Source organism: Nitrosospira sp. Nsp14 (assembly GCF_900113575.1).
Lineage (GTDB): Bacteria > Pseudomonadota > Gammaproteobacteria > Burkholderiales > Nitrosomonadaceae > Nitrosospira.
This window is the reverse complement of sequence record NZ_FOPV01000008.1, coordinates 84,103-106,633: the sequence shown is the minus strand read 5'-3', so window position 1 is coordinate 106,633 and position 22,531 is coordinate 84,103. Positions and strand designations below refer to the sequence as shown.

Annotated in this window: 16 protein-coding genes; 3 read left to right on the top strand and 13 right to left on the bottom strand. The window is 55.1% G+C overall.

The annotated features are described in order from the left end of the window. Positions 1-4: 4 nt before the first annotated feature. The 3 genes from BM022_RS07010 to BM022_RS07000 all read right to left on the bottom strand — a co-directional run bounded on the left by BM022_RS07010 (position 5) and on the right by BM022_RS07000 (position 3,391). The gene (locus BM022_RS07010; protein WP_091138018.1) at positions 5-790 is read right to left on the bottom strand and encodes an ABC transporter ATP-binding protein; all 786 of its coding nucleotides are present in this window, start codon (positions 788-790) and stop codon (positions 5-7) included. 87 nt (positions 791-877) lie between these two features. Then, entirely contained in the window at positions 878-2,974 is a 2,097-nt protein-coding gene (gene recG, locus BM022_RS07005; protein ID WP_091138016.1) for an ATP-dependent DNA helicase RecG, read from the bottom strand. 27 nt (positions 2,975-3,001) lie between these two features. Next, positions 3,002-3,391, bottom strand: a complete 390-nt coding sequence (locus tag BM022_RS07000) for a RidA family protein (protein ID WP_091138015.1) — start codon at positions 3,389-3,391, stop codon at positions 3,002-3,004. 97 nt (positions 3,392-3,488) lie between these two features. Here BM022_RS07000 and murA point away from each other — a divergent pair, with 97 nt between their 5' ends. Further along, positions 3,489-4,763 (top strand): UDP-N-acetylglucosamine 1-carboxyvinyltransferase, encoded by a 1,275-nt coding sequence (gene murA / locus BM022_RS06995; RefSeq protein WP_091138013.1) that lies wholly within the window; start codon positions 3,489-3,491, stop codon positions 4,761-4,763. A 52-nt stretch (positions 4,764-4,815) separates the two neighbouring features. Here the strand turns inward: murA and BM022_RS06990 are convergent, their stop codons facing one another. From BM022_RS06990 to BM022_RS06980, 3 genes are read right to left on the bottom strand one after another with little or no spacing between them, the layout of a single operon-like run. Beyond that, on the bottom strand, positions 4,816-6,150 hold the full coding sequence (locus tag BM022_RS06990; protein ID WP_091138012.1) for a TolC family outer membrane protein: 1,335 nt from the start codon (positions 6,148-6,150) through the stop codon (positions 4,816-4,818). A 1-nt stretch (position 6,151) separates the two neighbouring features. Further along, positions 6,152-7,516 carry an HlyD family type I secretion periplasmic adaptor subunit gene (locus BM022_RS06985; RefSeq protein WP_091138010.1) on the bottom strand — a complete coding sequence of 455 codons (1,365 nt, stop codon included), beginning with the start codon at positions 7,514-7,516 and terminating at the stop codon, positions 6,152-6,154. After that, the gene (locus tag BM022_RS06980; RefSeq protein ID WP_091138009.1) at positions 7,494-9,227 is read right to left on the bottom strand and encodes a type I secretion system permease/ATPase; all 1,734 of its coding nucleotides are present in this window, start codon (positions 9,225-9,227) and stop codon (positions 7,494-7,496) included. Before BM022_RS06980 ends, BM022_RS06985 begins: the two co-directional genes overlap by 23 nt. 932 nt (positions 9,228-10,159) lie before the next feature. Here BM022_RS06980 and BM022_RS16270 point away from each other — a divergent pair. Further along, positions 10,160-11,911, top strand: coding sequence for a calcium-binding protein (locus BM022_RS16270; protein ID WP_091138007.1), 1,752 nt, complete (start codon positions 10,160-10,162; stop codon positions 11,909-11,911). A 265-nt stretch (positions 11,912-12,176) separates the two neighbouring features. Here BM022_RS16270 and BM022_RS06970 read toward each other — a convergent pair whose 3' ends face one another. From BM022_RS06970 to BM022_RS06950, 4 genes are all read right to left on the bottom strand, one after another. Beyond that, complete coding sequence (locus BM022_RS06970) at positions 12,177-13,115, bottom strand: formylglycine-generating enzyme family protein (protein WP_143079546.1); 939 nt, start codon at positions 13,113-13,115, stop codon at positions 12,177-12,179. A 299-nt stretch (positions 13,116-13,414) separates the two neighbouring features. Next, complete coding sequence (locus tag BM022_RS06960) at positions 13,415-13,903, bottom strand: retropepsin-like aspartic protease family protein (protein ID WP_091138002.1); 489 nt, start codon at positions 13,901-13,903, stop codon at positions 13,415-13,417. A gap of 154 nt (positions 13,904-14,057) precedes the next feature. Then, on the bottom strand, positions 14,058-15,722 hold the full coding sequence (gene ettA / locus BM022_RS06955) for an energy-dependent translational throttle protein EttA (protein WP_091138001.1): 1,665 nt from the start codon (positions 15,720-15,722) through the stop codon (positions 14,058-14,060). Between the two features lie 386 nt (positions 15,723-16,108). After that, positions 16,109-16,840, bottom strand: coding sequence for a glutathione S-transferase N-terminal domain-containing protein (locus tag BM022_RS06950; RefSeq protein ID WP_091137999.1), 732 nt, complete (start codon positions 16,838-16,840; stop codon positions 16,109-16,111). 187 nt (positions 16,841-17,027) lie between these two features. Between BM022_RS06950 and djlA the strand changes: the two genes are divergently transcribed. Further along, entirely contained in the window at positions 17,028-17,804 is a 777-nt protein-coding gene (djlA, locus tag BM022_RS06945) for a co-chaperone DjlA (RefSeq protein WP_091137997.1), read from the top strand. Positions 17,805-17,820: 16 nt separating this feature from the next. Here djlA and BM022_RS06940 read toward each other — a convergent pair whose 3' ends face one another. From BM022_RS06940 to BM022_RS06930, 3 genes are read right to left on the bottom strand one after another with little or no spacing between them, the layout of a single operon-like run. Further along, positions 17,821-18,987: a lipocalin-like domain-containing protein gene (locus BM022_RS06940; protein ID WP_091137996.1), complete on the bottom strand. Its 1,167-nt coding sequence runs from the start codon at positions 18,985-18,987 to the stop codon at positions 17,821-17,823. Beyond that, positions 18,987-21,602 (bottom strand): FtsX-like permease family protein, encoded by a 2,616-nt coding sequence (locus tag BM022_RS06935; RefSeq protein ID WP_371264305.1) that lies wholly within the window; start codon positions 21,600-21,602, stop codon positions 18,987-18,989. Before BM022_RS06935 ends, BM022_RS06940 begins: the two co-directional genes overlap by 1 nt. After that, positions 21,535-22,242 (bottom strand): ABC transporter ATP-binding protein, encoded by a 708-nt coding sequence (locus BM022_RS06930; RefSeq protein ID WP_091137993.1) that lies wholly within the window; start codon positions 22,240-22,242, stop codon positions 21,535-21,537. Before BM022_RS06930 ends, BM022_RS06935 begins: the two co-directional genes overlap by 68 nt. Positions 22,243-22,531 lie beyond the last annotated feature (289 nt).

Here is a 22,531-nt window from a genome sequence, read left to right as displayed (position 1 = left end):
CCAATTATACACTTGACGTCACGTCTGGCATGAAATGACGCCCGCTTCCCACCTGGAGTTCGTTTATCCTGCACTGATATAAAGCTTCAAGATTATCCCGGTTGAGTACCGCCGCCACCGGGCCGGCAATCGTGCGGCCGTCATCGAACAGCATGAGCACATGATCGCAGAAATGGCTTGCCCAGCCGAGGTCGTGCAGCACCATTACCACTGCCTTACCCCGCGTTGCCAACTCCCTGAACAACGCCATCGTGCCCACTTGGTGGCGCAAATCGAGATATTGCAGAGGTTCGTCAAGCAACAGGCATTGTGGCGACTGGGCAAGCAACAGTGCAATACGCGCGCGTTGACGCTCGCCCCCGGAAAGCGTGACGAGGGGACGCGCGGCGAGGGCCGCTAGTTCCATGCGCTCGATCGCTTGCGTCGTCATTTCGTGGTCCAGGGGTCGAAAGCCAAACAGGCTGCCTGAATGCGGATGCCGCCCGAGCAACACGTATTCATACACATTGCTCCAGAAATCTCCCGTTTCTTCCTGCAGTAGAACGCCGAGATAACGTGCGAGGTCGCGCCGCGCCCAGGCTCGGGGCGCTTTCCCCGACACCATGATCGACGCTCCATCGCCTTCGCAGCCGCGATTCAGACCCGCCAGCGCGTGTAACAAAGTGCTCTTGCCACAACCATTTTGGCCGAGTATCGCCCAGCATTCGCCTGGATAAACGGTGAAGCTCAAGTTACGACAGAGCAGCTTCCCGGGATACTCCAGAGTTAGATTGTTGGTTTGTAGAATCATTCATCGTACCCGGCAAAATTTCGCCGGATAGACAAGCACGTCCGGAATAGACGAACCTGAATTGAAAGGGATTGAGTATCGATCGGTTTATACCCGCAGGTATTCGCTCCTGTTTCCCAGCCATCGCTGCACATGCCGTTGTGCATGTTCCGGGTAGTCGCGCAAAAGCTGCTCCGCGGCAGCGCGGGCGGCCTCAAGCAACGCCTCATCCTTTTCCAGGTCCGCAAAGCGTAGCATGGGGAGGCCGCTCTGGCGCGCGCCCAAAAATTCGCCAGGGCCGCGAAGATGTAGGTCATGTCTTGCTATTTCAAAACCATCGGTTTGTTCGTATATGACCTTGAGCCTTTCCTGTGCGGTTGCCGACAGGGGTTTCTGGTACAGCAGTATGCATATCCCGCCTGTCGTGCCGCGTCCGACGCGGCCACGCAGCTGATGCAATTGCGCCAGGCCCATGCGTTCCGCATGCTCGATAACCATCAGCGAGGCATTTGGCACATCCACGCCGACCTCGATTACCGTAGTGGCCACCAACAACTGAATCTCTCCCTGTGCAAACGATTCCATAACCGACGATTTTTCCCCGGGTGCTAGCCGCCCATGAATCAGGCCGATTTTCAATTCAGGAAAAATCAGAGTCAGCGTTTCATAGGTATGAAGAGCTGTCTTAAGTTGCAAAGCCTCGGATTCTTCAATCAACGGGCAGACCCAGTAAGCCTGTTTCCCGACCAAGCAGGCTTCGCGGATGCGTGCGGTGACCTCATCGCGGCGGGTATCCGCGACCAGTCTGGTTACCACAGGAGTTCTGCCCGGCGGCAGGCCTTCGATCACCGACACATCAAGGTCGGCAAAGTAACTCATCGATAGCGTGCGTGGAATAGGCGTGGCGCTCATCATCAACTGATGCGGTATCGAGCTCGCAGTGTTCGCCGTATCTTTCTTCGCCCCTTTCTCTCTTAACGCCATGCGCTGGTGAACGCCGAAGCGGTGCTGCTCGTCAATCACAGCCAGCCCCAACCGGTTGAATTCCACTTGTTCCTGAAACAACGCATGGGTGCCAATCGCAAGCATGGCGTTGCCTGAAGCAATATTGGCAAGTATGATTTCTCGCTGCTTCTTTTTCTGGGTGCCGGTCAACCAGGCAATTGATGCGTTTAAAGGGGTCAATAACGGGTCAAGCCAGGCGCGGAGTTTCTGATAATGCTGTTCGGCCAGGATCTCGGTAGGCGCCAGTAGTGCGGCTTGGTAACCATTTTCGATCGCCTGCAACGCCGCCAGGGCAGCCACAATCGTTTTACCGCTGCCGACATCGCCCTGCAATAGCCGCTGCATGGGATGGACGGCCGCCAGATCGCGGCTGATTTCGAAGAAGGCTTTCTTCTGACCTCTGGTCAGTTCGAAGGGCAAGGACGCCAGCAGTGCGCTGGTCAATCTGTTCTTTGGCGGCATAGCCGGCGCGCTACCGTGGCGCCGCTGCTGGTAATGCAAGCGCATGGATAGCTGTTGCGCCAGCAATTCATCGAACTTGACGCGCCGCCACGCGGGATGGGTACGTTCCTGCAGTAAATCGGCTGGCGCATCCGGGGGCGGCTGATGCAAAAAAAACACACTGTCGGCAAAACCTTGAAGGTGATGTCGCCTTAGAACTTCTTCTGGAAGGGTCTCCGATAAACAAGGCTGGTTCCCCGCCTCTCGCAGCTGCCGTAGCGTTCGATAAATCAGTTTACGAAGGGTGTCCGAGGAAAGCCCCGCGGTGGCGGGATAAACCGGCGTGAGTGTGTCTTCCAGCGGTTCCTGTTCACCCACAACGCGGCATTTGGGGTGAACCATTTCAATGCCAAAAAAACCCGGACGCGCTTCACCCAGCAAGCGCACACGCGTACCATTGGCATATGCTTTCACCTGACTGCCATAAAAATTGAGGAAGCGCATGCATAGCACCCCGCTACCGTCATCGACTTGGCATACCAGTTGCCGCCGTGGGCGGTACATGACTTTATTGTCAATGATAATGCCTTCAACTTGTGCGGTTTTTTGTGCAGGAAGGTCGCGGATGGGATAAAGATGCGTTTCATCTTCATAACGCAAGGGCAAATGCAGCACCAGATCGAACTCATCGGCGATACCCAATCTGGCCAGTTTTTCCTGAATCGCGCTGTTGCGAGGACGATCGGTGGTGTGGGATATTGGCGTCGCTTTGATATTGCCTCTCAGTCAGTCAGCCAATACCAGCACCGCATCCATTTCCACAAGGGCCCCGCGCGGTAGCGCTGCAACCCCTATCGCGGCGCGGGCTGGGTAGGGAGTCGTGAAGTAGCTTGCCATGATCTCGTTGACCTTCTGGAAGTTGCCAAGGTCAGTCAGGTAGACGTTCAGTTTCACAATATCGCTCAGATTTCCGCCGCTTGCCTTTGCAACAGCGGCCAGGTTTTGAAATACGCGGTGAATCTGTTCATCGATTCCCGTTACCATCTCCATGGATACAGGGTCCAGCCCGATCTGGCCGGACAAATAAACCGTGCTCCCCCCACTAACCAGTATGGCCTGAGAATAGGGGCCGATGGCCTGGGGTGCATCCGACGTCTGAACTGTTCTTTTTTTCATGTGATCTCCTTGAATTGACATCCCGGCAGGGGCTCGAAATGAAACCGTAAAGGTAGGCTTTGCGATATGATGACGGGAACCCGTTCACATTTCAACTATGCAAAAGCTAATCATACAGGGTGGCGTCCCGCTATCCGGTGAAGTACATATTTCCGGAGCCAAAAATGCGGCGCTCCCTATCTTATGTGCTTCGCTTCTTACTAACGACACGCTCTCGATCAATAATGTCCCTCACCTGAACGATGTTCAGACAATGCTGAGCCTGCTGGAACAGTTGGGCGTGAGTATCGTGACGGATGGGGATGGGATCAGGCTAACGGCTGCTACTCTCTCCAATGTGGTTGCGCCATATGAAATGGTAAAGACCATGCGCGCCTCGATTCTGGTGCTGGGTCCGATGCTCGCGCGAGCAGGCGAGGCTCGAGTTTCGCTGCCGGGCGGCTGCGCCATTGGCTTGCGTCCCGTTGATCAGCATATCAAGGGCCTGCAGGCCATGGGGGGGGAAATCGAGATTGAGCACGGCTATATTCATGCCAAAGCAAAGCGGCTTAGTGGTGCGCATATCGTGATGGATATCGTTACTGTCACCGGAACCGAAAATTTGATGATGGCCGCGACGCTCGCAGAGGGAACAACCGTACTTGAAAACGCGGCGCGCGAGCCGGAAGTGTCGGACTTGGCTTATTGCCTGATTGCGATGGGCGCCAAAATTCAGGGAGTTGGCACCGATATTATTACAATTGAAGGCGTTCCGGCCTTGCATGGGGCTAGTCATAGCGTCATGCCGGACCGAATCGAAACGGGGACATTTCTTGTTGCCGCTGCGGCAAGCGGGGGTGAAATTCATCTTAGAGGAACCCGGTCGGATACCCTCGACGCAGTGCTCGACAAGCTCATGGAGGCGGGGGCGGCGATCGAGTCAGGCGAGGACTGGATACATCTGAAAATGAACAATCCACTGAAATCCACCAACTTACGTACCGCTCCCTATCCCGCCTTTCCCACCGACATGCAGGCGCAATTCATGGTATTGAACAGCATTGCCTGCGGGACGGCGATAATCACGGAGACGATCTTTGAAAACCGCTTCATGCACGTGCAGGAATTGAAACGCATGAACGCGGACATCAAGGTAGAGGGGAATACAGCGGTAGTATGCGGTGTGCCAGCGCTGGACGGCGCGAACGTAATGGCTACAGATCTTAGGGCCTCGGCGAGCCTCGTGCTCGCGGGTCTTATCGCCAAGGGAGAGACGGTAATTGATCGTATCTACCACCTCGATCGAGGGTATGAGCGGATTGAGGACAAGTTATCCCGGTTAGGGGCGAGGATCTGGCGCGCAAACGGAAAAGCCGTGAGCAGTCCGGCGTAATTCCAGTAGGAAGTTCTTCAGTGAATCGACGTCGCTTTCATGCCTTTCTAATTTATTCACGGGAAACAAAGTAACGCGCCACATCTTGCAGGTCGCGTATGTCCACAGTGCCTGCCGCCTTGCGCAACCGCAAATAGCTGAGGAGGTAATTGTAGCGCGCCTGCGTCAGGTCAAGGGTTGCTTCGAAGAACTGTTGCTTGGCATTCAGAATATCAATGTTGGTCCGCGTGCCGCCAATGGCGCTTTTCCTGGTTGCATCGAGAAGAATGCTTCTGGAATTGACGGATGACACCAGGGCGTCGATACGCCGGGCGCTGCTAAGGTTCAGGTTGAATTGTCTCCGTAATTCGATCAAAACCTGATTCGTTCTCGATTCCAGCTGAGCCTTTGCTCTTTCGTGATTGGATACCGCCTGGCTCGTCATTGCGTTGACCAGGCCGCCGGCGTACATAGGTACATTTACCTGCACCCCGATGCTGCGGGTAAACGTATCCAGACCTACGAAAAGGACGTTGTCCGACATGGATTTGTTGATGGCGCCCACAAGATCAACACGGGGTGCGTGTCCGGCGCGCTGCTTGTTTATCTCCTGGCGCGCGACCTCTACCGCGTGCCGTTGCGAGACTACCTCAGGATTTTGCTCAAGGGCAATCTCTTTCCATTCCTCGAAGCTCGGCGGCTGCATTGGCTTTACGCGGAAGTCATCCAGCAACGGATTCAGCAGTTTTACTTCCTCCCCCACGATCGATGCCAGCACATTGCGCGCATTAGTCAGATTATCCCGCGCTTCAATCACCTGTGCTTCGGCCAGATCGAAGCGTGCCTGCGTTTCGAGCATCTCAGTCCGGGTTCCCTCTCCCTTCTCGAACAGACGTTCGTTGGTTAAACGCTGTTCCGCAAACGAACTCATCTGGGAAGACGTAATCGCCAGCTGGTCTTCTGCGAATCGAGTGTCCATATAGGCTGCGGCAAGCCGGACGATCAAGTCCTGGTTTTGCACCAGAAACTGGGCGTCCGCCGCGCTGGTTTGCGCCTGCCCCTGCTTATAGCGGGCGAATGATTCAAAGTTGATCACTGGTTGACGCAGCTGGAGTAAAGCGGTTTCGTTGCGGTAGGTTAACTGGTCGGTTCTGCCAGTAAAGGTACGATCTGCATCGACGTAATTGGTTGAATAACTGCCGGACAAAACGGGCAGCAGGCTGGCGCGGCCAATTGTCTTGAATTGCTGTCCGGCTTCGTTTTCATGTATCGCAGCCTGGTACAACGCGTCATTGTTCAACGCGGCCTCATACGCCTGCATGAGCCCGAGAGCCGAAACCGTGTTGATTGGAAGTAGCGCTATGAAAAAGGTCAGGATTATCCAGAGGCGGTATGGGACCACACGCATTTTATTCTTCTGTCATTGACATCTTTAAATGGTCAAGTATCGGCTTCAAAATGTAGTTTATCATGGTCCGTTCGCCGGTTTTTACAAATAATTCCACGGGCATGCCCGGACGGATTTGCAAATCGGAGATCATTTTCATTCCTTCAGGTGCAACTTTGGCTCGTACCTTGTAGTAGGGAACCCCCGTCTGTTCGTCAACAAACCGATCGGCGGAGACATGCGTAACGACGCCAGGAATATGCGGAGTGAGATTTCGATTAAACGCGGAGAAGATCAGTTCTACCGGAAGATCTGGGTGGACCTTATCGATCAAATGCACTGGCAGGTGTCCTTCCACGTCCAATGAGTCGCCGCTTGGTACGACATCCATCATTTTGAAACCCGGACTGACGACGGCCCCTTGGGTAAATATTGCCAAGCCCACAACGGTGCCGTCCACCGGGGCTTTTATTATGGCGTTCGCCATATCGTAATCGAGCCCTTTGAGCTGATTGCCAAGTGCTTCCGCTTCCCGTTGCACATCGGAGAGTTGGGAACGGACTTCCTTTTGGTATTCCTGTTGCCGCTGTATACGGCGCAGTTTCAATTCCGCAATCTGGCGCTGTGCCCGGCCAATATTGCCAATATCCTCCGAAATCGCGCCGCTGATTTGAGCGTAGGTCCGCTCTAAATCCAACAATCGGTTACGCGCAACGTAGCCTTCTTTGGCAAGCTCCCGCATCCCGTCGAGCTGTTCCTTCAAAAGCGCCATTTGCGCCTTTTTATTGTCTCGCGATTCCTCCAATCCGCTCGTTTGCAACTTCAATCCCGAAATATTTTCGTCTATCGCGGCCAACTCGCTTTTAATCGCCATTAATCGTGAATTCAATAGCTGTTCCTGCATGCGCATATTATTTGCCACGCGCGGGTCGTCTTTTTCGTGGGAGAGGTCCGGGGGGAAAACGATCTCATCCGTTCCGTCACGCTCTGCAATCAAGCGCGCCTCGGCCGCGCGCGCCGTGAAATATCTGACCCGCGCCATTTCCGCGCTGGCGGTCACCTGCACGGCATTAAAGCGAACCAGCGGTTGGCCCGCCTGGACATGGTCTCCCTCCTTCACCAGGATGGCTTCCACGGTACCACCGGTCGGATGCTGTACGGCCTTTCTGTTCGTCGATACAGTGACCGTGCCGCTGAGCGGGACACCCTTGTCCAACGGTGCGAGAGAAGCCCACAATAAAAATCCACAGACCCCGGCAATGACAATCCACCAACCGATCCTTGTATACACCCGCGGGTCCGTGTTGACCGCGTAAGGTTTGATTTCTTCGCCGTAGACGACAGCGGCAGATGCTGCGCCTGAGCTAGGCTGAAGCTTGTTTTGCATCTTCTACCCGTTTCGGTAATTGTTGACTCATCCTGATCAATTCTCGTTTTACCTGATCGCTGGGGCCAAACAATTGAGCTACGCCATCGCGAAGAACCAGCAGTCTGGTGGTGGTTCCGAGCGTGCTTTCCCGATGAGTGATCATTACAATGGTTTTGCCGCGATTGCGCAGATCGTTGATCGCTGCAATCAGCGCCAATTCTCCGGTTTCATCGAGGTTCGAATTGGGCTCGTCCAGTACGATCAGGGATGGATCTCCGTAAATTGCGCGAGCCAGACCAAGGCGTTGTTTCTGCCCGCCGGCAAGTCCGGCGCCGTCCTCGCCCAGTGGGGTATCGTACCCTTGAGGAAAACGCAGAATCAGGTCATGAACGCCGGCACGCTGGGCTGCGATAATCACCTTCTCTGCATCGACTTCTCCGAAACGGGCGATGTTTTCGCTGACCGTCCCCGCGAACAGCTCTATATCCTGCGGCAAATAACCAACATAGGGGCCCAATTCGTCCTTGTTCCATTGATAAATGTCGGCCCCATCCAGTCGGACTTTTCCTCCCATCGTGGGCCATATCCCGACCAGGAGCCGCGCGAGAGTGGATTTCCCCGCTCCACTCGGCCCGATAACGCCCAGCACCTCTCCCGGCGCAATGGCAAAACTCAGGTTTCTAAGCACGGGGCGCGTCGCCCCTGGCGGGCCGGCAGTGACGCCTTCCACAGAGAGTTTGCCAATTGGTTTTGGCAAAGACATTCCCGGCTCGCGCGGCGGGTTGGCTTCCAGCAGATCGTTCAAGCGCTGGTATGCGCTGCGCGTACCGCTCCAGTTTTTCCAGCCGGAAATCAGCTGCTCAACAGGACTTAGCGCTCTACCCATCAGAATCGATCCGACAATCATTATGCCAGGCGTAATTCTCCCATCCAGCACGAGCAGGGCGCCCAGGCCAAGTATCAGCGATTGCAGCGACATGCGCACGAACTTTGTGACCGCAGCGATGGTTCCCGCCTTTTCGCTCGCTTCCGCTTGCAATTGCAAGAAGCGGCTGTGTAACCCAAACCACCGCGACATCAAGTTGGGCAACATGCCCATGGCGGCTATCACCTCCGCGTTGCGCAGGTTATTGGTCGCGAGGTTGCTCGAAGCAACAGCCATGGTGTTGGCCTCGCTCAACGGTTTCCTGGAGATTGATTCGTTAAGGAACGCGAGGGCTACCAGAATAATTGTCCCCCCTAGGGCAAAGAAACCCAATAGCGGGTGGAATAGAAAAATAACGATCAGGTACACCGGAAACCAGGGCGCATCGAAGAATGCGAATAATCCATGGCCAGTCAAAAACTGCCGGATATTTGTCAAATCCTGCAAGGCTTGCCCGGCATTGCCGCCACCGCGTTTCAGGTTTTGCTCGAACGCCGCTGTGTATACGCGCTTATTCATCCTCATGTCGAATTGGGCGCCGACCCGGATCAGCACGAAGCTGCGCACGAATTCAAGCGAGCCCATCAATAGATATGCGCCGACGATCATCAGTGTCAGCATCAATAGCGTGGTCTCGTTGCGGCTGGCCAATACCCGATCGTAGACCTGCAGCATGTACAGGGCTGGGACGAGCAACAGCATGTTGATGATTGCGCTAAAGACGCCAACCGTTGCGAATATTCGCTTGAATCCAACCAGGACTCGTGCAAGTTCGGTTTCGGGAAGCTTGTATCCGGGCTTCATCTAAAGGACGGCCTCGTAAATATCATTGTTATTATTCTTGTCCTGAATAGTCGGTTACGAGTAATCCGTCTGAAGTTTAAGGGTCTGACGTGAGTCACATGCGGGACGCTATCTGGGTGTTTTCCCGCCAAACAGCATTTGCAGCTTGCCTACCTGCGAGTCCGATATTCCATAAGCAGCAGCGTGGGCCCGTTCACGTTTATTTTTATGCAACGTTATTTACTTATCCATACCAACGTTCCCAACATTCCGACAGTTCCAGCAAACGGTGAGCCTATGGTCTAACTTATATGAATGAAAAACATTTCGTCTGTTCGTTGGCGCACGCAAACTTAACTATGCGTTTAGGTGAGCAGGTCATTAGAACCTGGTTTTGTTTCAATACCGCCTCCGTTAAGCGAGTCGAGGCTGGACTACTGCACAACGATCGTCGAAAAACTGTCGTTTTTTGACGACAAAATAAATTATGCGTGGTTTAACGCCTTAGAGATAAATTTACCTTAAGAAAATTAAAATGCCTGTCTCCAAATGGAGACAAGACTCTATCTATATAGGCAGGGCCGATTTCCCGTTCTAAAAGAAGGGTTTTTTTTCTTACAAGTAGGGAAATGTCGTTCTTCAGCGACGCGATCCACCTTTCTTGATGGGTATTTGCTTGGGTATTCGGTTTATGCAATATAAACGGCTGAGCATCATCTCAAACAAACTATTGTTTATATGAGGCAGCGTAAATCGGTGGCACGGGAAATGCTATCTATGGAATTGCAGCTCGAAAGGGCGGCATAACGGGGTAGTTATAAAGTTGTGAGGGAGCAGCCTATATTCCGTTGAACTCCAGTAACTGTCGTTTAAAAAAAATAAAAAGCTTAAAGCTTTAAGGCAGAGCCCATCCGGGCAATTACTTTTTAAAAATATACTTACAGGAGATTCAAATGGCTATTATCACAGGCACCCGCCGCAACGACGTTCTTAACGGTACTCCCTACGGCGATACGATCCGCGGACGGGACGGAAATGATCGCATCGATGGAAAAAATGGCAACGATAAACTCTTCGGCGACGATGGCAACGACACCATATACGGCGGCAGGGGCAACGATCAGCTGTACGGCGGTGACGGCAACGACAAGCTCTATGGCGGCGACGGCAACGACCGGCTCTTTGGCGACGATGAGAAGAAGGACGACAAAGACGACAAGGACGACAAGTGGAGTAATGCCAGGAATAACGACGTGCTCTATGGCGGCGATGGCAATGATTACCTGGACGGCGGCAAGGGCAACGACAAGCTCTTCGGCGAGGATGGCAATGACACGCTGTACGGCGGCAAGGGCGATGACTACCTAGACGGCGGCAAGGGCAACGACAAGCTCTTCGGCGGGGATGGTAACGACGTGCTCTATGGCGGCGCTGGCGATGACTACCTGGACGGCGGCAAGGGCAACGATAAGCTGTTCGGCGGTGACGGCAACGACACGCTCTATGGCGGCGATGGCAACGACCGGCTCTTTGGCGACGATGAGAAGAAGGACGACAAAGACGACAAGGACGATAAGGACGACAAGGGGCGTTATGCACGGAATAACGACGTGCTCTACGGCGGCGATGGCGATGACTACCTGGACGGCGGCAAGGGCAACGATAAGCTGTTCGGCGGCGACGGCAATGACACGCTCTATGGCGGCGATGGCAACGACCGGCTCTTTGGCGATGATGAAGAAAAGAAGGACGACGACGAAGACGACCACAAGGACGACGACAAGGGGTCCTATGGCCGGAATAACGACGTGCTCTACGGCGGCGATGGCGATGACTACCTGGACGGCGGCAAGGGCAACGACAAACTCTACGGCGGCGACGGCAACGACACGCTGTACGGGGGCAAAGGCGATGATCGGCTCTTTGGCGATGATGAAGAAAAGAAGGACGACGACAAAGACGACCACAAGGACGACCACAAGGACGACGACAAGGGGTCCTATGGCCGGAATAACGACGTGCTCTATGGCGGCGACGGGAATGACTACCTGGACGGCGGCAAGGGCAACGACAAACTGTACGGCGGCGACGGCAACGACACGCTGTACGGGGGCAAAGGCGATGACCGGCTCTTTGGCGACGATGAAGAAGAAAAGAAGGACGACCACAAGGACGACGACAAGGGGTCCTATGGCCGGAATAACGACGTGCTCTATGGCGGCGATGGGAATGACTACCTGGACGGCGGCAAGGGCAACGACAAGCTCTACGGCGACGATGGCAACGACAAGCTCTATGGGGGCAAAGGCGACGACCTCCTCGTAGGTGGAAAGGGCAATGACACCATCAACGGCGGCGAAGGTGACGATACCATCGTGTTCAGCGGAGTGACGTCATCGTCCAACGGCCGGGATACGATAGAAGGGTTCGAGTCGAAGGACGATACCTTGCAATTCAGCCTGAAAGATGTGAACGATGCAATATGGGGCACCCGGAACGATTTGGACGCTGGCAAGCTCGATGATGACAATTTCGCCAGTAACAGATGGGGTAGAGCAGAGGAGCGGGACGATTACTTTGTCTACAACGAAAAGACGGGCGTTCTGTCGTTCGATGCCGATGGAAGCGGACGGGGTCATGCCGTTGAGCTGGCAACGATAGTCGGTCACCCTGATGTTAATGCACACGATATCGTGTTGGTCTAAGGCGTTTGAGAAGCAAACAGGCTATGGAAGGTATGAGGTTTGTACTTGAGAAACATAGCCTGAACCAGTAATAGAATTGCCCCACGGCCTGCGCCGCGGGGCAATTTTTCGTTGTTTCGCGAAGCTTCAACAGTTTAAGCAGGTGGAACGTCTGGAGCCACGATGGGAACGTGCACCTTACACACAGTTCACGCACCCATCTCATCCGTTCCAGTTCCCTGCTTGCAGGAAGGGCAAGTAGTGGACTCCTTCAGCCTCGGTGTCGTCAAGGAAGTGTCATCGCAACGCGGAATCCAAGGTAACGCATGCGCTTGTTGGTGTCGAACCAGTTCCGAGTACTAGCGCGCATATCTTCCGGCCTGTGATTCCATGATCCGCCGTAGAACAGGCGTCTTGAGCAATTATCCTTCCAGCAGCTGTCCGTCCATTGCCAGACGTTACCCATCATGTCGTAAAGGCCGAAAGGATTCGGTTTAAAGCTGCCGACAGGTGCTGTTTTCCTGTTATCCCACTCGCTCCCGCAACCATCGCAATTGGCATTGTTGCGTCCAACATCGTTACCCCAGTAATAGTTTGTGGCAGAGCCTGCGCGTGCGGAAATTTCCCATTCCTCCGCGGTAGGCAAACGATATGTCTTGCCGGCTTTTTGTGACAGCCACTGAACGTAGGCTTGAGCATCGTTCCAGCTTACGTTGATTACCGGCCTGTTGCTCCGCCCCCAGCCATTATCCGGTGGCTGGTAGCCACCACAGCCACCATCAGCCACGCAGGCATCCCACTCGGCGAAGGTGACAGTGTATTTCGCAATTGCAAATTTATTACCCGGGATGGGTATCATTTCCGGGCAGGCGCCGCACTGGCGGGTACCCACATCGGCGGGGGCAATTGAGGGTTGTGGAACAGTGACCTGCTGCTTGCCTGATTCATGTTGGGCGGCCAGATGTCTTCCACTCAAAGAAGCGGCTACGTCCGCTGTGTCTTTAGGAACTGCCTTTATTAATAAATCGCTTCCGGTGCCGTTTTCGTTTTCAATACGGTCACGAGCGTCCGGGATGGTTTGGTTCTGTTCCCGGCTGATAGCAGGCGTTCGTGCGATCAGGGTGCTGCTTTCACCCTTCAAGGTAAGACTGGATGGGGACGCGCCCAAATTAGCCAGCGCCGAAGGGCTCAACAAAAACAGAAAAAGTAGCCATGCTGACTTCATGAAATTACCTAAAAAACCAATCCGAATATCAGCGATCCCGCTGTGAGCGGGATGGATGCGTTGCACTCATCTCCCCCGCTTCCTTTCGGAACATTATTGATAAAAGCGCCATGGTAGCCGATGCTGATCTCGATGGCGAGGAACAGGTGTTTCCGAAGCGCAGCGGGCTTGCCGCAAAGGGGCAGTGGAGTAGCAGGATTCCCGAGCGCGGGGGATGTCGATAAAATATTAATAGACGAAAAGTCATGCAACTCGGATGAGGACGCGGGGCTGCGTATGCATGGCCCCGAATTCGTACTCTAAGGCCTCATCCTTAACACCATTTTATCTTCCAGTTGAAGGACATCGACGTTCCGTAAAAAGTTTTGCCCCAGCAATCCCACATCGCCGTGTATACCCACCCCGACACTAATGCCCTCCACCACAATGCCGCCTGCTTCAACGCTCTGTTCCGCCACGACCTCGCCGGCGACCATCCCCCCCGCGGTGGAGAAATTGGCTGGTATTCCGGCAGGCAGGTTGGCTTTACGTGCAACAGCCCGGCTGACCGATACAATGCTGGCCCCCGTATCCACCATGAAATCGACAGTCTGACCGCGGATGGCACCCCGTATGTAATAATGCCCATCCCTCGATCGAGGAATGACCACCTGGCCGCCCGCCAGATCCGCCCTAGCGGTGATAATGGTAGGTTTCTGCCGGGCGTCGAAATATAGATAAGCTGCACCAGAGATGGCGATCCATATTGCGAGAGCAGTCACGTGGCCCCAGGCGAGACGGGTACTCATCACAATAAAATGCAGTCAGATAGGTCCTGGGCCAAGCTCAGTTTTGCTTCGGAAGCACGAAAAGAGTGGCGACTGTAAGGAATTGCCAATGCTTTACTACACCTTGGAAGAGGTGAAGAGGTGAAGAGGTGAGCGTTTGGCGTCAACCGCAGAGTCACCGACTGATCGGCTTGAATCTGATCCGTTTTGGTTTAGCGCCTTCCTCACCCAGCCGCTTGCGCTTGTCGGCTTCATATTCCTGATAATTGCCGTCGAAGAATGTGACCTGAGAGTTGCCTTCAAAGGCCAGAATATGGGTAGCGATGCGGTCGAGGAACCAGCGATCATGGGATATCACGAGTACGCAACCGGCGAATGCCAGCAACGCGTCTTCCAGGGCGCGCAGAGTTTCGACGTCAAGGTCATTGGAGGGCTCGTCCAGCAAAAGCACGTTTCCACCGGAGATGAGCATTTTCGCCAGGTGAAGGCGCCCGCGCTCGCCGCCTGAAAGATTTCCCACGATCTTCTGCTGGTCTCCGCCCTTGAAGTTGAAACGTCCGAGATATGCGCGCGCGGGGGTCTCGTATTTGCCAACTGTCAGCATGTCGTGCCCGTCCGAGATCGTCTCGAATACGGTTTTATCACCCTCCAAAGCATCGCGCGCCTGATCCACGTGCGCTATTTGGACGGTCGAGCCGATTGCTATTTCACCCGCGTCCGGCTGTTCCTTTCCCGTGATCATACGGAACAGTGTGGATTTGCCGGCGCCGTTGGGTCCGATGATGCCTACGATCCCCCCGGGTGGGATTTTGAAGCTCAGGTTGTCGATCAGCAGACGTTCGCCGTAGGCTTTCGAAACTGCTTTGAACTCAATTACTTCATTGCCCAGCCTGTCCGCAACGGGAATAAATATTTCCTGCGTCTCATTGCGCTTCTGATATTCCTGTGAGTTGAGTTCTTCGAACCGGGCAATACGCGCTTTGGATTTCGCCTGGCGTCCCTTCGCATTCTGGCGTACCCATTCGAGTTCCTGTTTCAGCGATTTTTGACGAGCGGATTCGCTGGATTCTTCCTGTTTCAAACGGGTTTCCTTCTGTTCGAGCCATGAGCTGTAATTTCCCTTCCATGGAATACCATGGCCGCGGTCAAGCTCCAATATCCACTCAGCAGCATTATCGAGAAAGTAACGGTCGTGGGTGACCGCCACGACAGTGCCGGGAAAGCGTGTCAGAAATTGCTCGAGCCATTCCACCGATTCGGCGTCAAGGTGATTGGTGGGTTCGTCGAGCAACAGCATGTCAGGTTTGGATAGTAGAAGCTTGCACAACGCCACCCGGCGTTTTTCACCCCCGGAAAGATTCCTAATTACGGCATCCCACTCAGGCAAACGCAGCGCATCTGCGGCGATCTCCATCTGCTGAGTAGCGTCTCCGTTTCCCGTAGCAAGTATCGCCTCCAGTCGGACCTGTTCGGAGGCGAGCGCGTCGAAGTCCGCGTCAGGTTCGGCATAAGCCGCGTAGACTTCGTCAAGACGCCGCTGCGCGCTGAACACGTCACCCAGCCCTTCCTGTACAGCGTCTCGCACCGTCTGGGCAGGCTCAAGCTCGGGTTCTTGCGGCAAGTATCCAATTTTGAGGTTAGGCATCGCCGTAACCTCGCCTTCAATATCCTTGTCTACCCCCGCCATGATTTTAAGCACCGTGGATTTGCCGGAACCATTCAGTCCCAGCAATCCTATCTTTGCCCCGGGAAAGAAACTGATGGAAATATCCTTGAGGATCGTACGCTTGGGCGGAACGATTTTGCCCACGCGATTCATCGTTAGCACATATTGAGCCATAAATTTATTGAAAAATGAAATTGGTCAAGTTTAACTCATGGGCTGCGCCGCAAGAAGCTCTTTACGTCCGTGTGTTCCAGGTCATAAAAGCCAGTTCCCCGACGGTATGGAGCGGGACGAGCAGATTGTCGCGCTCGTCCTCAACTTCGGCCACTCGCAGCGTACAACTGCAGACAGGTATTGACAGAATACCCAGGACCTTCGGAGGAAGTGCGCGGAATTTCGGACGGCTCTTCAGGGAAAACTTTTTGCACGTGTTTTTGGGGATGCGCTCCCCGGGTTATTCTCGGGTTTGACTGGCGCTTCCGCGTGTTTTCACCCCTTTAGCCAACCTCGCAAGTTCTTCCACAGGCCGTGGCTCGTGAAACTTCAGAAAACTTCAGAACTCAGCACGGTTTGTCTCGCGATGTCGCCCGAGTGAGTCGCTCAGTGTTATCCTTGGTATCGTAGATGTCGATCAACGCTCGACCTTCTGCAGTCTTCGCCATGCGCGTGCGAATCTCTGCCGCCATCCGATTACTGCGTTGCACCGCTGGACGGGCCTCCATGCGCTCGGACCAGCGCAGGAAATTCGGAAAAGCAGTCTCATCAATGCCGCGCTCCGCATGGCTTTTGCACCATGGGTAGGTGGCAATGTCGGCGATGGTGTATTCATCGCACCCGATCCAGGGCACTTCGCCCAGGCGGTTCTCCAGCACGTGGTACAGCCGCAGCACCTCGTTGTTATATCTATCCCTAGCATATTGGTTGTCCCTCGCCTGCCGATTGAAGTGATTGGCCTGGCCGAACATGGGTCCGATATGTGACACCTGAAAAAAAAGCCATTGAAGCGTGTCGAAGCGCTTGCGCACATCGGCGGGCAGAAACTTTCCGGTCTTCTCCGCCAGATAAACGAGTATCGCACCGGATTCCATCATTGCGTATGATTTCCCGTCCGGGCCGTCCGTGTCGATAATCGCAGGAATTTTGTTATTGGGATTGAGCTTCAGGTATTCAGGCTGGAACTGTTCCCCAAGCTGGATATTGACGTCGATATGCTTCCACTCGATCCCGATTTCTTCCAGCATGATCATCACCTTCTGGCCGTTTGGAGTTGGACTCGAATGCAATTCAATCATGATTCCTCCTTTGGTACCCGCAATCTTGTTGATGCTCCGGTTCACGTATATAAAAGATGCCTGGCGCGCTGGCGCAGGGAGCGGGGGATAGCATAAAAAATTACTGATATGATCTTGCTGCGCCGTTTACATGGCGGCGCCATAAACCTGGGGCCTTGCTTTCCCATCCCTTCTTCAGGAACTTGCCTTGTTTAAAATAATTCTAGCCTTATTGGGCTACTATCTCTTCGGTATTTTTGGCGCATTTCTCGGCTATATTGTCGGAAGTGTTATCGACCGCTATAGGGCCTACGGCCCGGGCGCAATCAATCCCCTCACCAGCGCGCATCGCCAAACGGTTTTTCTTGAAACCGTTTTTATTCTCATGGGTAAGCTCGCCAAGGCGGATGGGCGTATTTCCGAGGATGAGATCACCCACGTCGAAACGTTCATGCAAAAGCTGGGCATGACGCCTGAACACCGGCGGCTTGCAATTGCGCTGTTCAAGCAGGGTGCTGTGCCGGATTATGATATTTCGCCCAAGCTGAACGAATTCATGAGCGTATGCGGACATACGCACAGCCTGAAGCAGATGCTGCTGGTTTACCTTGTCGTTATGGCGATTTCTGATGGACGCCTCGATTCAGCCGAGGAGAGCTTGTTGAGAGGCATTGCGATTCACCTTGGGTACGACGAGCCCGCATTCAGGCATCTGCTCGAGATGATTTTGAATCAATCTCATTTCGCGGGCGGTCAGGTAACAACCACCGATGCTCTGGAGGATGCTTATAAGGCGTTGGGCGTGAGCAAGGAAAGCAGCGATCACGAGATAAAGCGGGCGTACCGGAAACTGATGAGCCAGTATCACCCCGATAAGCTGATGGGTCAGGGCGTTCCTGAGGACATGATCAAGATGGCGACCGCCCAAGCTCAGGAGATCCAGACTGCATATGATTTGATCAAAAAAAGCCGCAACATGACCTGATCACTAGAGCCGCGATCTAGAGCCGAAGTGGTTTGACATATCCTGTCATTTCAAAATAGCCGCGACCGGCTGGATTGCCGTCGCGCGTGATAGTAACCGCGCCCTCCCAGTAGACCGCGCCTGTCGTCTGCCGCGAGTCGAGCTCCTGATCGTCATACAGGGGGCTGAGGGACCAAACAGTCGAGCCAACATGAATCCGAATGCCCACAGGATAGGTGGCATCGGTGCGCGGAGAACGCCATGTGCGCTGGGGCTCGAAATTAACCTGTTCCGGCGCGAACTTCGTGAATCGCCCGTTGGCATCCCGTAATCCCGCGTAGGCCCACACTTTGGTTCCGTCCTTGCCGCGTATTTGAAACGCCATTAAAGCGGAGCCATCGTCGAGATTGGCGCCAACCCAATCCCATCCGTCGGCATCGGGATCGAGATATTCGCTTGACCACTCGTGGTCGAGCCAAGCCGTGCCGGTCACAGCTTTTTCCTCGCCATTATGAAAAACGGTTCCCGCCACTCGCAGGTGCGGCTCGCTGTAGTAATAGCTCGCCTGCACTGCGTGCGGCCCCTTGCGTGAAAAGCCATTATCGCCTTGCAGCATGGGTGGCTGGGTGGGAGTAAGCGAAAAGCGCACGACGAAGTTATCGGCTGTTATGCTGGTTTGATAACGCCCATCCTCTTGGCGCAGAATGTTCCAGTCGTCCAGTTTGACATCCGTATCGCCCTGTTTGGCGTAGGCGAGGCCGAAACCCTCGCGCGCGCTTTTTTGGTCGTGCAGCAGCTTGCCAGCGGCTGGGTCTGACAATGCGGCGTGGGCAATGATGAGCTGCCGCGGTGCGAAACGGCTTGGATTGGAGGGATCGTGGTCGGTGGCAGAGCGGAAAAAAGTGATCTGAAACCCAAGCGGTTTTTTATCCCGGGTTTCCAGCCAGCCGGTTACATACCACCATTCGGTACGGAACCCTGGATGGGCGCCGTAATCGCGTGGAAAGGCAAGCGGAACGCCTTGGCGTACATGGGGGAACGTGGGAGGGGAAGCGGCAACGGGAGGGGTGGCGGCGAAACAAGCGACGAGCAAACCCAGCAATAGCGCTATCAACCTCGACCGCAGGGGAATACCCATCACTGCTGTTCCACCAGCATGGCGAAGAAAGCCAATGTGCATGGGACGGTGTGTATAGAATGGCATTACCAGTCCTCGCGTACCGCACGAATCGCGCTGCCGGAGACCGAATGGCGACCCGACGCCACCGCGGTGAGCGCGGCGGAAAGTAGTAGCGCAATGGCAACAGCTATAAGAGCCTTCCATGGCAGGGCGAGCTGCATGGTCCAGTGGAACGATTGCGGGTTTACGATAAAGACAAGGATCAGGCTGATGCACCAGCCGAGCCCGAAGCCAAGCATAATGCCCAACGAAGTCAGGAGTGCGCCTTCCACCGCCAGCATACCTAGGATTTGGCGCTGTGTCACCCCGATATGACGTAGCGCGCCAAACTCCTTCCTACGCGCCAGGGCTTGCGCCGAAAAACTCGAAGCCACACCTAGTAGCCCAATTATGATCGCGACGGCCTCCAGCAGATACGTGACGGCAAAACTGCGGTCAAAGATATTCAGGCTCAGCGCGCGTATTTGACCGGGTTCCGCGAATTCCAGTGCCTGGCCGAACGGAAAGAGCCGCAAAGATGCGATTACTTCCTCTGGTGTAATCCCGGCTTCCAGCCAAAGTGCAGCATCATTTACCTTCAGATCACCCGAGAGCGCTTGATAATCCTTCAACCGCATCTGTATTGCGCCGAACTGGCGCCCATAGTCACGCCACACGCCGGCAACGACGAAATCAGGTGCGGGAACTGCTATGGGCAGCGTAATCCGTTTGCCTGGTGTAAAGCCATATAGATCCACCATTGCCTCGGATACCCATATGGGTATCGCCTCCATCGGGAGCTGCGCTGCAGGAACCACGTCGCTGGTCAAGGGGAGCGTGTTGCCAGGGTCGGTAATATCGATGGGTCGGGCAATGAGCGCGACCGCAGGCCTGCCGGCGTCGAGCATCAGCTGGGATGAGCGGAAGAAATCAGCTCGCAAAATGCCGGGGACAGCTGCAATCCCGTTTTTTTCGTCCGGCGTAAGGCCTCGCGTGTCTCCGCTCACTGCGGTCCGCACGTACAAATCTGCTGGCAAGACATGTTTCAGCCAGTCGTCCACGGAAACCCGGAAGCTGTTCACCATGATGGCCATGGCCACGATCAGGGTAAAGCTGGCAAGGACTCCCCCAAGTGCGACCGAAGCCTGGTTGGGAGCGTTGGCGAGACGGGCCAATGCCAATACGGGCGTGGCTGCGGAACCATGCCGGGATGCCGCAACGGATATTGCAGAGAAAATCAGCGCAGAAACACGGGGCATGAGCGCGATGCCACCGATCAAGAGGAGCGCCACGGCGAGGTACCCAAAGAGGGGCAAGTCGAAAATGGGCGGCAATCGGGTAAGAACTCCGCCCAGGGCCAGGCAGAGCAGTGCGGGCCAAGGCCTGGCAAGTTTTGCTAATGCGACGTCTTCGCTGCCCGCTTTTAATGCGGGAGCTGGCCGGGTGTTGGCCGCTTCCCACGCCGGAACTGCGCTTCCCAGCAAGGTCACGCCCAATCCCAGAATAAAAAACACCATCGCCGCCGACGTATCGAAATTGACGCTGGGCTTTATACCCGGAAAAAACCCGCCTCCCAGATCGCCTCCAAAATAGTGCAGCGCCACCGCAGCCGTCAAATACCCGAGCATGAGCCCGGCTATTGAACCGGTCGCGCCGAGCACGCTTCCCTCCACCAGGATCTGCCGCAGCAGTTGGCTGCGGGTAAAGCCGAGCACACGCAATAGGGCGAACTGATGTCGCCGTCGAACAACCGATAGCGCTTGCGTCGAGAATACCAGGAACGCGCCGGTAAACAATGCAACCATGGCCAACATGTTCAGGTTGACGCGGTAGGCGCGCGACATGTTGGCAACGCGGACCTCCTGGTCGGCCGTTTCGCTGATGAGGAAATGGCCCCGTGCCGCTAGTTCCTGCCCCAGTTCCGTTTTGAATGCGCTGCGGTCGACTCCCCGTACCAGCTTGAGTTCAATGCGTGACAATTGGCCTAAACGCTGGAAGCGCCATTGTGCGGCGCCAACGTCCATGACCGCGAGACGCTGTCCCGCCCGGACTCGTGCCAAGCCGCCAGCCACCCGCAGGGTTATCGGTTGAGTTCCAACGCGAAGCTGCAAAAGGTCGCCCTGTTTTACCTCCAGCCATTCCATGGCCGCAGGCGAAAGGAAAATCGCGTCATCCGCCAGGATATCGAACAGCTTATCCTCAGCCGGAATGCCGATGAGGTCCGGGGCCATGACCGAAGCGCGGAAGATGTCCAGGCCGAGAATTTTCAGCGGGGCCCTCTTTCTTTCTTCATCGCCTCCCGGGAGGGCGGCATCGATTTCCAGCACGGGGTTGGCGAGCTCGACACCTTTGTGCCGGGCCAGCAGCGGATAGATCGACTCATCAAAGGTGGATTGCGCGCTCCGAACCTGAAGATCGGACTGGCCGGACAGACTCCGGGCCGCAGCGGAAAACTCGTTGAAGGCAGCCGCATTGATCAGATGAATTGCATACCCGAGCGCGACCCCGAGCGCAATGGAGATGATGGCCGTGGCAGCCTGCACCTTGTGAGCCTGCCACTCGCCCAACAGCAGCCAGCGCGACAGTGTCCGCTTATGACCCACCGGCATCACCGGCTCGGGGTCGATCTCCCGAATTTGCCGGGAGCGGGTGCAATCCATCTTTTGTCAGCAATAGCACATAGTCCGCCGTCGCGGCGGCCGCGCGTGAATGGGTGACCAGGATGGCGGATGCGCCATTGCTCCTTATTTCATCACGCATCAGCATGAGTATATCCCGCGCGGTATCCGGGTCAAGGTTGCCCGTCGGCTCGTCGGCCAGGATCAGTTTGGGGTGGTGTATCAACGCACGGCCGATGGCCACACGCTGCAGTTCGCCGCCAGAAAGTTGCCGGGGAAAATGCGCTCCCCTACCGCGAAGCCCGACGGCTGTCAACATTTGCTCGGCCCGCTCTGACGCGAACCCAGGCTGGGCCCCATTTAGCAGCAGAGGCAGGGCAACATTCTGATTGAGTGTCAGATGCGGCAGGACGTGAAAAGCCTGAAAAACGAACCCAAGTTTTTCCCGGCGCAGGCGGGTGGCCGCATCATCATCCAGGGACGATACGGCGACCCCGTCGACGACTATCTCACCTGTATCCGGCGCGTCGAGTCCGGCAATGAGATTCAATAATGTTGATTTTCCTACGCCAGACTCTCCCATGATGGCTACATACGCGCCATCTTCCAGAGCGTAGGATAAACCGGCGAAGACCTTGCGGCCGCTTGCATAGGCTTTGTCAATATTGCGTAGTTCGAGCATGTGGTTTCGTTAGCAAATTCTGTGGCACCGTATAGGGCGGCTATTCCTCGAGGGGAACTTTGTCTCGGCAACAGAGCAGGCAGAACGTGCGATAACGAGAGTATGCATGGAAATAAACACGAGAAAAAACTATTATTGCAAATGCGATAGTCCCCGCCAAGCCTGCGAAAGGGTGCTGTGCTTGATATGTTTGGGCTAGAAAGTGCGTAGGCGCTGAACGGCTCGCAAAAAAAATTGGCCCCGGGCTGGACGGCTACTGACCGAGATTCTATATTCGAATTTGTTACTA

Bases quoted from the DNA above. Each gene is read 5' to 3' on its own strand.
- BM022_RS07010 (WP_091138018.1), bottom strand. From the start codon at position 790: ATGATTCTACAAACCAACAATCTAACTCTGGAGTATCCCGGGAAGCTG.
- BM022_RS07000 (WP_091138015.1), bottom strand. From the start codon at position 3,391: ATGAAAAAAAGAACAGTTCAGACGTCGGATGCACCCCAGGCCATCGGC.
- murA (WP_091138013.1), top strand. From the start codon at position 3,489: ATGCAAAAGCTAATCATACAGGGTGGCGTCCCGCTATCCGGTGAAGTA.
- BM022_RS06990 (WP_091138012.1), bottom strand. From the start codon at position 6,150: ATGCGTGTGGTCCCATACCGCCTCTGGATAATCCTGACCTTTTTCATA.
- BM022_RS06985 (WP_091138010.1), bottom strand. From the start codon at position 7,516: ATGCAAAACAAGCTTCAGCCTAGCTCAGGCGCAGCATCTGCCGCTGTC.
- BM022_RS06980 (WP_091138009.1), bottom strand. From the start codon at position 9,227: ATGAAGCCCGGATACAAGCTTCCCGAAACCGAACTTGCACGAGTCCTG.
- BM022_RS16270 (WP_091138007.1), top strand. From the start codon at position 10,160: ATGGCTATTATCACAGGCACCCGCCGCAACGACGTTCTTAACGGTACT.
- BM022_RS06970 (WP_143079546.1), bottom strand. From the start codon at position 13,115: ATGAAGTCAGCATGGCTACTTTTTCTGTTTTTGTTGAGCCCTTCGGCG.
- BM022_RS06960 (WP_091138002.1), bottom strand. From the start codon at position 13,903: ATGAGTACCCGTCTCGCCTGGGGCCACGTGACTGCTCTCGCAATATGG.
- ettA (WP_091138001.1), bottom strand. From the start codon at position 15,722: ATGGCTCAATATGTGCTAACGATGAATCGCGTGGGCAAAATCGTTCCG.
- BM022_RS06950 (WP_091137999.1), bottom strand. From the start codon at position 16,840: ATGATTGAATTGCATTCGAGTCCAACTCCAAACGGCCAGAAGGTGATG.
- BM022_RS06940 (WP_091137996.1), bottom strand. From the start codon at position 18,987: ATGCCATTCTATACACACCGTCCCATGCACATTGGCTTTCTTCGCCAT.
- BM022_RS06935 (WP_371264305.1), bottom strand. From the start codon at position 21,602: ATGGATTGCACCCGCTCCCGGCAAATTCGGGAGATCGACCCCGAGCCG.
- BM022_RS06930 (WP_091137993.1), bottom strand. From the start codon at position 22,242: ATGCTCGAACTACGCAATATTGACAAAGCCTATGCAAGCGGCCGCAAG.